This window comes from Bacteroidia bacterium, assembly GCA_027493955.1.
Classification (GTDB): Bacteria; Bacteroidota; Ignavibacteria; order SZUA-365; family SZUA-365; genus JAOSJT01.
This window is the reverse complement of sequence record JAOSJT010000001.1, coordinates 3236743-3249707: the sequence shown is the minus strand read 5'-3', so window position 1 is coordinate 3249707 and position 12965 is coordinate 3236743. Positions and strand designations below refer to the sequence as shown.

The 12965-nt window shown below is 55.9% G+C and carries 7 protein-coding genes; 4 read left to right on the top strand and 3 right to left on the bottom strand.

What is annotated here, in order from left to right:
• Positions 1-87: 87 nt before the first annotated feature.
• On the top strand, positions 88-2127 hold the full coding sequence (locus M5R41_12445; GenBank protein MCZ7557200.1) for a heterodisulfide reductase-related iron-sulfur binding cluster: 2040 nt from the start codon (positions 88-90) through the stop codon (positions 2125-2127).
• Entirely contained in the window at positions 2124-2645 is a 522-nt protein-coding gene (locus tag M5R41_12440; GenBank protein ID MCZ7557199.1) for a hypothetical protein, read from the top strand. Before M5R41_12445 ends, M5R41_12440 begins: the two co-directional genes overlap by 4 nt.
• A 148-nt stretch (positions 2646-2793) precedes the next feature.
• Here M5R41_12440 and M5R41_12435 read toward each other — a convergent pair whose 3' ends face one another.
• The 3 genes from M5R41_12435 to M5R41_12425 form a co-directional block, all read right to left on the bottom strand.
• The gene (locus M5R41_12435) at positions 2794-3405 is read right to left on the bottom strand and encodes an inorganic pyrophosphatase (protein ID MCZ7557198.1); all 612 of its coding nucleotides are present in this window, start codon (positions 3403-3405) and stop codon (positions 2794-2796) included.
• Between the two features lie 313 nt (positions 3406-3718).
• A complete protein-coding gene (locus M5R41_12430) occupies positions 3719-4801 on the bottom strand; it encodes a hypothetical protein (GenBank protein ID MCZ7557197.1) in 1083 nt (360 codons plus the stop codon).
• Positions 4802-4979: 178 nt separating this feature from the next.
• Positions 4980-7634, bottom strand: coding sequence for a T9SS type A sorting domain-containing protein (locus M5R41_12425; GenBank protein MCZ7557196.1), 2655 nt, complete (start codon positions 7632-7634; stop codon positions 4980-4982).
• Positions 7635-8741: 1107 nt separating this feature from the next.
• Between M5R41_12425 and M5R41_12420 the strand changes: the two genes are divergently transcribed.
• Together M5R41_12420 and M5R41_12415 are read left to right on the top strand one after the other, a co-directional pair.
• Positions 8742-11795: a YCF48-related protein gene (locus M5R41_12420; GenBank protein MCZ7557195.1), complete on the top strand. Its 3054-nt coding sequence runs from the start codon at positions 8742-8744 to the stop codon at positions 11793-11795.
• Entirely contained in the window at positions 11792-12946 is a 1155-nt protein-coding gene (locus M5R41_12415; GenBank protein MCZ7557194.1) for a chorismate-binding protein, read from the top strand. The genes M5R41_12420 and M5R41_12415 overlap by 4 nt, the downstream gene beginning before the upstream one ends.
• Positions 12947-12965 lie beyond the last annotated feature (19 nt).

Here is a 12965-nt window from a genome sequence, read left to right as displayed (position 1 = left end):
CCCTCCCTCTGTGTCCTCCGTGTTTCCTGTATTGGTCCTGACCTGATCTCTCCGTAATTTCGTCTGACGGGGAAGATCCCCGAACCCATGCCCGTTCATACCCATCCGGACCCCATGGAACTCAAGCAATTCATTTTCCTCGCCGTACTTCTCGCTGCTTTTGGCGGCTTCGCCTTCACCGCACGAAAGGTACTCGGTTATCTGCGCATCGGTAAGGCGGAAAACCGATTTGATCATTTCGAGAAGCGTATTTCCAATGTACTGGCCATCGCTCTTGGCCAGACGAAAATCCTGCGCGATCCGATAGCGGGTCCGGTGCATGCCGGCATTTTCTGGGGCTTCGTCATACTCCTGCTGTCCGTACTTGAAGCGATAGGTGAAGGACTGATCCCCGGATTTTCCTTCGCCTTTCTCGGACCGGTGTACAACATCATCGCCGTACTTTCGGATCTGATAGCCGTGGTGGTGTTGCTTGCCGTGCTGACGGCCTTGTACCGCCGGCACATATCGGGACCTGACCGACTGCGCACACTGGACAAGCCCTCGCAGATGGATGCGACCGTGATTCTCTGCACCATCGCACTGATCATGCTTTCGCTCTTCGTGCAGAACGCGACGCGCATTTCGATGGGTGATGGCGCGCAGTACGCGGGGGATTGGCGACCGGTCAGTCTGGCACTCTCCAACATGTTCGCTCCCGGCGCGGGCACGAATATGGTCTTCGAGATTTCCTGGTGGGTGCATATTCTGCTGGTGCTCGGCTTCCTGAACTTCCTTCCGTATTCCAAACATTTCCACGTCATCACCTCGGTACCGAATGTGTATTTCAGTAACCGGGGCATTCACAAGGAAGGCGACGGAGCGCTGAAGCCCCTCGATCTTGAGGATGAAACGGCGGAAAAATTCGGCGCTTCGGATGTGGAGGATCTCACCTGGAAACAGCTCTTTGACAGTTACACCTGTACGCACTGCGGCCGCTGCACCTCCGTTTGCCCGGCAAACCTCACGGGCAAGCTGCTTTCACCGAAAAAAATCATTGTCGATACGCGTACGCGCTTCGAGGAAAAGGCGCCTCTGCTCGTAGCGGGCAGCACCGATGCGCCCGAACTGCAGAGGCAGCTTCTGCACGATTTCATCACTCCTCAGGAGCTGTGGGCCTGCACAACCTGCCGGGCCTGTGTGCAGGAATGTCCGGTGATGATCGAGCATGTGGACGAGATTGTGGACCTGCGCCGCTACCTCACGCTGACGGAAGGCGAATTCCCCGAGCAACTGCAACTGCTGTACCGGAATCTCGAGAACAATTTCGCTCCGTGGCAATTCAGTCCCGACGACCGGGCGGCCTGGGCGGATGGTATGGATATTCCCGAGCTGTCGCAGCTCGGCGACGCCAAAGACATTGATTACCTGTTCTGGGTTGGCTGCGCCGGCTCCTTCGATGCGCGCTACAAAAAGGTGAGTGTGGCCTTTTCATCCATCATGAAAAAGGCCGGATTGCGTTTCGCGATTCTCGGACGCGAAGAAAAATGCAATGGCGATCCCGCACGCCGAACGGGCAACGAATACCTCGCACAAACGCTGATGCAGGAGAACATCGAGCGCCTGAATTCCTACAATGTGAAAAACATCGTCACCGCCTGCCCGCATTGCCTGCATTCCCTCAAGAACGAATTCCCGCAGTTCGGTGGGAATTATCGCGTCATCCATCATTCCGAGCTGATCAGCGAATTGCTCGGACTCGGCATCATTCAGCTCGAGAAGCCGCTGGAGGGCTCGGTGACCTTCCACGACAGCTGCTATCTCGGCCGTTACAACGACATTTACGAACAGCCGCGTCAGACGTTGATGCATATCCCCGGAGCGGAAACCGTGGAAATGCCGCGCAGCCGCGACAAGGGCTTCTGCTGCGGCGCCGGCGGCGGACAGATGTTCATGGAAGAAACAGAAGGCAAACGCGTCAACATCGAAAGAACCGAGGAAGCCCTTGCGACCGGAGCGGAAACCATCGCGTCGGCTTGCCCGTTCTGCATGACCATGATGACGGACGGCGTCAAGGAAAAAGGAAAACAAGAGGAAGTGGTTGTGAAGGATATTGCGGAACTCGTGTATGAAGCGATGAGAAAATGAAACACACCACACGCTCCACAGCGCTTGCGGCGGCGCTCACCCTCGCCGTGCTCCTGAGTCTCTCTGCTTGCAGGCAGGACGACAATGCTCCCGTCAACAAAGACGCAGATTCCGACAAATCCGCTTTGCAACAAGTGCAGCCGGATGAAGCGGTCGGCGTGGATCTCGGACGCTGGAAGGATATGACCTGGGAGGACTTCGACCGCCTCTTCGCGACCTTCGCCAAAACCGATCCTCCCGTGGTTCGGGATTTCGGCATTTGCGATTCGATCACCTGCATTTTTCCCACCAATGCTAAAACCGCTGTGGCCGAGATTCTGATCTGCGATCTCAACGCCGATTATCCCGCCGGCGACGCTTTCGAGCTGCTCGGTATTCAGACGGGGAGGGTGCTGGGTTCCGAGGCCGGCTGGGTGAACCTCGCGCCGGGCGACGATCGCTTTTCTTCCCTGAAATACAAGACCAGTGAAGGGATGGCCGATCGTACGCGGCAATTGCTCGTGCAATTCAAGCGGTAGACCATCGCCGGGAAATTGCCTCGCCGGTAGAAAGACTGAGACGATACGCAAAAAGGCGGGCACGCTGTGTCTCGCCTTTTTACCATCGAATGGTGAGGCGCCCTACGGCGCAGCACCACTTCGCTTCTGCCGTGAACTTCCTGATCCCCTATCCTCCATACTCTTCCTGATAGTCCTCCATCGCCGCGCGGATGACGGCTTCGGCATGCTCGCGGTTGTAGGTTTCGCCGATGTGGACATGCGGGGATTCGCCGGGAATGAGCTTATAGGTGCTGAAATAATGTCGGAGCCGCTCGACCATCACGGACGGGAGGCCGGAGATATCCTGTACGTCTGCCCAGAAATGATCGCCGTTGAGTACGGCAATGATTTTATCGTCGGCTTCGTTGCCGTCCATCATGGGCAGGCCGCCCACTACGCGTGCCTGAAGCACGACATCCGAGCGATTGATCGGCCGCTCACTGAGTACGCAGATGTCCAGCGGATCGCCGTCGCCTTTGCCGGCATTGGGCATGAGCGCACCGACCCTGCGGCCGCAGTACGTGCGCGGTACGAAGCCGTACAGCGTGGGCGGGAGTGCGGACGAACGCTGCGGCCTGTCGACATGGAGGTAGCCGGTGATTTTGTCCAACTCGTACTTCACCATGTCGAACGGTGTGATTTCGATATAGGCGTGGACCAGCGACGGCGCGTTGGGACCGACGTTGAGGCCATGCCAGGGATGCGGTCTCCAGCGATAAAACGGCGAAGGAAAGGACATGCAATGCTCCTGCGGCAAACCCGATGGAAAGTGCTGTGCTATGTGCCGTGTAACGGCTTTCGTACTGGGAATGTGGGGTTTTGCGAAGAGAAAGACAAATGGAGGGAAATGCACCGCAACGCCCGTTTCGTAAAGCAATGCTCCTTCAGGTTCCATCGCGAGCGGAAGTACTCCTCGGCGAGCATTGCTCCGGGCAAACCGCGCACGAGTTGGTTCCAACATGCTGGTGGTTTGGGGTCTGTAAACGAGAGCCGGAAATTCTCCAGCTCCTGCGATTATAAGTCAAGCACCTATGGATCACGATGCGGACGTACTACCTCCTCTCCCCCCGCAACAGGTAGGATACATTGTTCCCCCAGTCTTGCGTAAGTATGAAGATTTTTCCTCCTATGACCACGATCTCGGCGATCATCGTTTTGGGTGAGAGTGTCGGTATGCTGATTTCTTTTACGGTGGTACCATCGTAGTAATAAAAGTGTCCGTTGTTGCTTCCGAAGTACATGTCCTTGCTGCTTGTGCCTCCGATGCCTACGCCGAGCTCCATTCGCACCAGCGATTCCCAAGTCTCGTCGTCGCGCATGCGGAAAGCGCCGCCGGCACCGATGGAGAACAGTGCTCCATCCTTCGTTGCATGCAGTTTTTGTGTACCGAAGTGGGGTCTATCGAAGCTCTCGTTCCAGGCGTAGCTGCAACTGTCGATATACTCCCAACGTCGAGAACTGGTTTCCTTCAAAAGGTACCCCCTCTCCTCGGCGCCATCACGGATATAATATAATGCTATAGCATAATTCGAACCTCTATGCTCTGCGAAATCCGTGAAGAAAAACATTCTGTCGCTTCCATTCAATCTCGCAATTATTGTATCGCGTTTAAATGTTGATCCATCAAAACGGTATATGCCTGCCCTGGTAACACCCACGAAATATGTCCCTTCTGATCGACGGAAAATCGAATAAGCGATATCGTCTAGGTTGTCGGTTCGGTAGAGTATTTTATTTCCTTTGAGGTTGTATGTAACAGCACCCGGAAAAAAGTGTTCACAGGAGTAAAACCCGTCGGCGGCGGAGGCTAAGTCATAGACACCTGCGGAAGTGGACCAATTGATCATTGAATCCTCCTTGAATTCAATCAGTTTGATTACCGAACCAATCCCGTGGCCTCCAACAACTATGTGGTTTGTATCTATAACCAGCATGCAAAACAGATGAAGACCACCAGGATTACCTTGGGGAGGTAGCGTATCAATCCGCCAGGAATCTAACTGAGTTCCATCGATAAGCGGGGCCACGACTACCTGTTCCTTTTCGTCGCACATAGAAAATATAAGCACACAAAACAACACGGTGAGTGAAAATCGAATGAAAGAATAAACTGAATATGTCATATCTGGTCTCATGCTATTTACTCTCCATATTGAGGTGATTCCCGCCGAATGAATTGCGACCTATAAGCAACGAGCGGTATTGCCAGTGTATCAGGGGATGGAGTTCCGGTTGGAATCCCGGCACTTGAACCGGGATCCCGGACCAGAAATCGATGGAAGCGGGATGGGAGGCTTACGCTGCGCACTGTTCCTACTTCACGACATTCATTCTGCGTTGAAGTGTGCCGTGCGCCGTCACGAGACGATAGTAATAAGTACCCGATTCCAGTTGCGTCGCGTCAAGGGAAACACTGTGAAGTCCCGACTCGGCATAACCGGAATACAGTATGGCACGTTGGCGACCCACCAGATCGTACACCGCAAGTGTAACATTACCCGCCTGAACAAGCACGTACCGAATCGTCGAAGTTGGGTTAAACGGATTCGGCCAGTTTTGGTACAGCGCGTTCTCGGTGGGGCACATCGAGATTGCGAATTCGCTTCCGTCTCCAGTCTGCTTTGGTGAAGTGAGACTGTCCGTTGCGCCGAATACCCAGATATCGTGGGCGAGCACGCTCACACTAGTATCCAAGCCGGTCATGGAGAGACGCAAGTACACCTGACGTCCCGGGTGAGTTGAGAGATTGTGAGCAACCTGATTCCTTCTGCTTCCCGTGGCCACTTGATTCATCGCCAACGAGGCGACCTGCGACAGGACTGCATGCGTCTGTGCATCCACAAGTTGCAATTGCACGGAGAGATTCGCGGGGAATGTGCTTGCGCCGTTGCGCGACTCGGAGACGACAAAACGTAGCGGAGCGCTTCCCTGATACGTGAACGAGTTGGTTCTGAATTCCTCCTGAGTGTTTCTGCTGTGGCCAAGTACTGTGGTGTCGGCCTTGTGCTTCCAATCTACCGATTGCCAGCCACCGGCTCCATGTATCTCGATACCGGAGAGGCCGAACATTATCCGTGAAGTGTCGCGCTTCACTTGAAGCTCCTTCTCATGCCGTACGACCGTATTTGCCACTTTCCTGAACCCCGATGGGGAAGACTCGATAGTCGAGAATGTACCACCAGGATTACCTGAAAAGATAGAAAGACCGGAAAGGAAGGTCGGTGTTTGTGTTACCGACGGATGCAACGCCTCACCTATAGGAAAAAGAATATGGGTCTGATACAGGATCTGACCACCCATGGGATATGCCTGAATCAGATGCGCTTCCCGGGTGGTGGGATTGCCGCTTGGCCGGGTATAATTGACGCCCATGCGGAAGTTCTCGAATGCGTTGACTGCGGGAATAATATCAATCTGACCAACCGATGGAGCCCACAACCTGCCATCTTCGCTGATGTGCATAAAGGACTGCGGATTGCTCCATCCAGCAGACTGACGCATCGTCACCGTTACGCCGGAATTCCCGGTAAAACCGGCCGTTTCGGTGGCCACAACACAACCAAGTCCAATTCCGGAATTATGAACATTGGGAGCTATGCTCGGCGCGCCAACCGCGACCGCGCCGGCAAGATCCACAATTTCCTCCGGACCGTTAAACTGAATCGAAGGCGCGTACTGATTCCAGATGATGTTCGCGCACCTGTAGCGCACATCTCCGGCGTCATGCCACGCAAGTTCGATTAAATTTCCGGACACCGACAGTGCGGGGAAACGTTGGATATCCGCCGCCGAGTACAGTGAAACCTGCCCGGTTTCATGCATATGTCCATCCCAAAAATGGACATATTCGATTTCGGTGCCCTGTGCTTCATACGCAACGACAATATGGGAAGCACCCACCGCATGCATACCGGAGACAACCGGAGCACTATCATCCCGAGGCGGTGTCACGTTTGAAAAATAGTAGGATTGTCGCAACCCAGATGGATCGAGATAGTGAAATTTGACCAGTTCGAGTCCATTGCCGGGATTATTCCACACTACCCACACGGAATCGCCGTAAGCGTGTATGGAAGGATTCGTGGCTTGCATCCCCGTAAACGAGAGTTGCGTCTCGTCGGACCAGCTCAGCCCATCGTCTGTGGAATGATTGTAGAACACACTTCCGCAGGCGGTGTACACCTGATGATAGAGAATCGTACCACCGCCATAATCATTGGACGTGAGTTTGCGTTGCGAATTGACGCTGGTGGGACCGATAGATTCGATATCGCTCACGGCATCGTCGGAAAGCAGATGCGGTGTGTACACCGCATGCAGGGTCAAGTCGCCCTTCGTTGTGATCGTTCTGGGGTTCGTCGTGTTGTTGTCGCTCCAACGCAGGAAGCGATATCCGGCATCCGGAATCGCCTGTATGGTATAACTGCCATTGCAGCGATTGAAGAGAAAATCGAAGTCTCCGGACGCACCACTCAACAGTTCCTCGTCGAAGCCGTCATGGACAAGGTAGCTCCCTCCCGAAGTGCCCAAACACGTCGTCCCGGACAGGAGCTGAATGTTGGAAGGGAGTTCGTTGTACGCGATGTAGAGACTGTTGGGTGTGGGAGGTACAATGTCGTAATCTTGATTCGTTGGTGTCCACCATGCGAGAGGATTAACGCCTCCATCCTTCCGCCATTCGTAGTAGTAGTATGTTGGCCCATTCGAATTTGGAAATTTTTGATTATCGAGAGCGGTCAGAGTCGGGAGGTCGTCGGATGTGTAGATGAAGCTACCGGGCTCCGATGCGCTTCCACCGGATCGTAATTCGTCGTTGTACCTGAACCATCCACCACGGTCGGCAGGATCGTCGCCAAACTGATTGGTGACATTGCAGTAGTAAAAGGAATTGCCGGGGTGATAGAGCTCGTACAGCGTCTTTCTCTCATCGAACTGCGGATACCTTTTGTTGCCATATGTTCCAGACATGACGTTTGAACTTGCCGCATGATGGGCAAGTCCTAACGCATGGCCAAGTTCATGCGAGAGTGCGGCTTCGATCCCGGCATGAGTAATAGGCAGGACTGGCGGGGAGGGAATAGAGGTCAGCGCTTCATCGCTTTTTAGTGTCCACCATATCTGAGTTCGATCGGAGTTCACTTGAACGGCGACTTGCGTTTTAGAAACGCTTGGAAATCCATCGATTTTGGAAAGTGGTTCACCGTTGATTCCGATATACGGATCCCACACAACTGTGATGCTCCATGCCCCAACGGGTGGCGCATCATTCTCATCTACGAGGATGACGTTGATAACATCAGTGCATTCAGCTTGAATCAGCCATCGATTGAGAAGGGTCAGGCTTAGATTGCGAAGCAACGCCCATGCCGTGTTTTGGTTCAAAGAAGTGAAGTAGTAACCATCGTGACCCTGGAGTTTCAAACAATCAGCGCAACTGCCGGTATTGGGTTCTTCTACAACGAGATAAAGATCGTGCGGAGGAGAGGAGATTGGCCATTGCCCACCAACTTGAGAGATTGCGGGCGTCGAATTGATAAGCGCAATGAGAATGATCAGGATATAACAGACTTGTTTCATGTGCGGCTACTCGGTTGTTGACGATTGAACTCAGGCTCACTGAATGTACCCTTTCAGTCTGTAAATGTCAAGTATTCGGATATGTTAACTCCTAAACATGTTAACTCCTAAATATGTTAACTCCCAACCTGGACGAGCCAGAACCAACGAGAATTTTCGAAAAGTTGGGTTGCAAAAATATTCCTGCAACTCATTTGCTGACAATGGGTTGCAGCTACCAATATAAATTTGTTTGCTTTTTTTTTCACGAATTTTACTTGTAAGTAACGTAAATATGCGACTCCTGGATATCTCATTGCTTCCGCGGATTGACGGAGCCGGCTGGGACAACCGCGTCCTGATGCCGGATCCGGAGTAGCTTGGTAGATCTGACTGTTTCACGGCCAGCGGTCTCGGCACATCAGGATCTGAAAGATCGGGCATAGTTTCCGTATCGCGCTGAACGTGGATTCTGATTATATTCTTCGTTATGTCTGATACGAACTGAAAGGGTGCAACATGAGCGCACATCGACTACTCTTCGCAATCGTCCTGCTGTTGCTGGCGAACGCCGCACAGGCGCAATGGCAATGGCTGAATCCTCTGCCCGAAGGCAACGAGCTCTTTGCCGCAACCTTCATCGATGCCGATAACGGATGGGTGGTGGGCGGCAACGGCGCCGTACTGCGCAGCACCGATGGCGGAGCGACCTGGAAGTCGCAGGGCAATCCACTGCGCACGACGCCTTTCCTCGGCCTGAGCATCGCGTTTACCGATGCCATGACCGGAGTGATCGCGATGAACAACGGCTCGATGCTCCGCAGCACCGACGGCGGCTTCACCTGGGATCTGCTGCCGCGCACGGGTTTCACACTGCGTACCCTGCGTCTCGCACCCGACGGTTCGCTGTGGGGTTGCGGGAATGTGGGCATCATCGCGCGCAGCACCGACGGTGGTGCGAAATGGACGAGTATGAACTCCGGAGTCAGCACCGTGCTCTACGATATCGCTTTTCCCGATGCTTCGACCATTATCGCCACGGGTGGAGGAGGTGTCATTCTCCGGAGCACCGACGGAGGACAGCAGTGGAACAGCGTGGCGGCGCCGTTGGGAACGGATATCGTCTCCGTGGACTTTGCCGACGCCACGCACGGACTCGCCGTGCAATTGCCGAAGTATCTCCTCCGCACGACGGACGGCGGACAGAGCTGGAGCGATACATCGTTTGCCGTCAACGAATTCACGCAGGTGCGCTTTTCCGGGAACAACACGGGCTGGCTGCTGAGCAACAGTCCCGGCTCCGTGTTCAAAACCACCGACGCCGGAGCGAGCTGGAATTTTGTCGAAGTGGAGCGCCCCCGGCGCACGACCATGTATAGTGTGTATTCCTTCAACGACAGCGAGGCGCTGCTGGTCGGGACGGGCGGAGCGGTATTCATGACCGCCGACGGCGGAGCGAACTGGTCGCAGAAAGGCGACGCGATTTCCCGGGCCCACTTCCGTGCGATCAATGCCCTGAGCGACAGCAGCGCCTGGGTGTTCGGAGACAAAAGCGCGTTTTTCACCAACAACCGCGGACAGTCCTGGACCGGCAGTGATACGATTTCCCTCACCGGTTTCCGCTTCGGACGGGCGCTGTCAGAATCCCGCCTGATCGGCGCGGGGTCGCAGGGGCAGGTCATGCTTTCTACCGATGGAGGCGCGAGCTGGACTACGCAAGTGCTGAGTGCGGCAGGACAAATAGAGGACATCATGTTCCTCGATGCCGACAACGGCTGGCTCGCCGGCGCGCATGGCACCCTCGCGCGAACCACAGACGGCGGGAGCACCTGGGAAGAGCTGAGCGCGGGCGTGAATCATGACTTCAACGGCATTTCAGCGGTGTCGCCCTCTACCGCGTGGGTCGTGGGCAACGGCGGAAAAATTTACCATACCACCGACGCCGGTCAGACCTGGATGGAGCAGACGAACCCCGCCATCACGAATCTGAATACCGTCGAATTTCTTTCCGCCACCGATGGTTGGGCCGGCGGTCAGCAGGTGCTGCTGCGCACCAGCGACGGCGGACAGACCTGGACGGAACACACCGTGCTCACAGGACTGGATGTGGTGTACGACATCGATTTTACCGACAGCCAGCATGGCTTTTTCATGCTGAGCCGCTCCATCGCGAGAACGAGCGACGGAGGAGCCAGTTTCTACCGCACCGATTATCCGGCGGTCGGACTCGAGGACATGGACGCAACCGCCGATGGGTACCTCTGGATCGCCGGTCAGTTCGGTGTCGTGCAGCGCTACACGCCGACCGCGGCGGTGTATCTTCAACCCGCGGTGCTGAACTTCGGTGACGTGGCGGTGAATAAATTCCGGGAATTGAACTTCACCGTGAGCAACCGCGGCGAAGTGGATATGAACATCAGTGCCGTCGCCGCCATAGGAAGCGGATTTCTCTTCGCGGGCGGCGATCTTTCCCCACTCGCACCCGGTGACAGCAGGGAACTGACGTTGCGTTTCGCACCGCAGGATACCGGAAAAGTGTACGGACTCGCCACCGTTTACTCCAATGCGGAATTGGGTGTGCCGTTCATCGATCTGGAAGGCCGGGGCGTACCACAGGGCACCTCGGCGCTGATCCACACGCCGGATACGCTCGATTTCGGAACGCTGCAGCTCGGTACCTATGAATCCCGCTTCGTCACGCTGAACAATCGGGGCACGCAGCCGCTGCTCATCAACAGACAGGAGATGCGCGGCGGGGATTCGACCATGTTCATGGTGACATTGGAGTCCACGTTTTTCTACGCCGCCGGAAAAACGGATTCCATACAGATCACCTTCAGTCCGCTCAGGGCGGGAACGTTTCAGTCCCGTCTGCTGGTCGAAAGCAACGACATCGTGGAGCCGTTCTATTACATTGTCGTTCGCGGCAGTGCCGTTACTCCCGTCATACGCTCCGACCCCGAAACCGTGGATTTCGACTGGATGTACATTGACACGTCCCGCACGCGCACGGCAGTGATACGCAATGTCGGCAGCGCTCCGCTGCACATCAGCGCGTGGCAGCCGGCAGGACCCGACGCCGCGATGTTCCATTGGATCAATCCCGGCGCGAAGACGCTGAATCCGGGGGATGCCCTTAACCTCGACATCACCCTGAGGCCGACGAACTACGGACCCAAATCCGCCGAGATTCTCGTTTCTTCCGATGATCTGGTGAATGGGACCTACACCATACGCCTCATTGGCAGAGCGACAACGCTCAATGCGGGAGCCCCTGCCTCTCCGGCAAGTCTGGCGCTTTCGCAGAATTATCCCAATCCCGTGTCCCTGCACGCGCACAGCGTGGCCTGGTATTCGGTTTCCATGCCGCAAGGCACAATGGCGGAACTCGTGCTCTACGATATGCTCGGGCGTACGCGGAAGCGCGTCGCGCTGACTGGCGAAGCGGGCGGGACGCGGGAAATCGCGCTGTCGACAGACGGACTGCTCCCGGGTGTGTACTTCACCGTGCTGCGTTCGCTGTCGGATGCCGGCATGCCGGAAGCGCGTGTGACAACTGTCGTGCTCAGGTGAGTTCTCCGACGGACGGCATAGCACTCTTCCGGGAACTGCGCGAAACGCAGGGGCCTCCCTGGTTGCTCTGGAGTGCACCCGGGGAAGACATGCTGCTCGCGGCGGGTGCGCGCACTATCCATCAGCCATCCGAAGCGTCGGAATGGCGCCGATGGCTGCCTTCGTTGCGACCATCGGCAAACGACGGGACACTGTTTTTCCTCCTCGCATTCGATCCTCCGGCGGTGCCGGACCGACTCTGGGCCGGCATGCCGCGCGCGTGGGCGTTCGAGCCGCAAGAAATACTTCGCATCCCGGCCACCGTTGAGGAGTCGTCTCTCATCCAGGATACGCCCGCGAACGGCTCCGGCAATGACGTCTTTGACGAAGGCTACCTGCATTCAGTGACGGCGGGTCTGCGCACACTGCACGCGGGAGGATTGCAGAAAATCGTACTGTCCAGAAGGAAAACCTGGTCTTTCACATCGGATTTCGATCACCTTCTGCAGCGGGTGCTCGCGGTGCGGAATGCGTTTCGCGTGCTGTTCTCACCCGATGGTGAGAAGGTCTTTCTTTCGATAACCCCCGAGCGTCTCGTGCGCGTCGAAAACGGCACTGCCTTCACCGCGGCCATAGCCGGGACAGCCCTTCGAAGATCGGATGGCTCCGATGATCACGAAGCAAGCCGAACCCTGTCGGAAAGCCGAAAAGAAGAAGAAGAGCATACGTATGTCGTGAATATGATTCATGACGCGCTGTCCGGCGTCAGCAACGGGATAATGGTGGGGGACCGGAAAACGATCACTCTGCCGCATGTGCATCATTTGAAAACCGACATCACCGCACAGTTGTGCGAGGGCGTACGCATCGGCGACGTCGTTGCGCTGCTGCATCCCACGCCGGCGGTGGCCGGTGTGCCACGGGAAACCGCCATGACCGCAATAGCGGAGATCGAGGGCTTTGATCGCGGACTGTTCGCCGGGGTGGCGGGATGGATGGACGGCGCAGGAGATGGTGACGCCGCCGTGACCATACGTTCCGCACTTCTGCGCGACGGGACCGCAACGGTGTTTGCCGGGGCAGGCATTGTGCGGGACAGTGATCCGGCAGTGGAGCTTGCCGAGACGGAAGCCAAAATGCGCATGGTGCACGACGTCCTCAGGCCCAGATGATGCGTGACGACGCGGGATT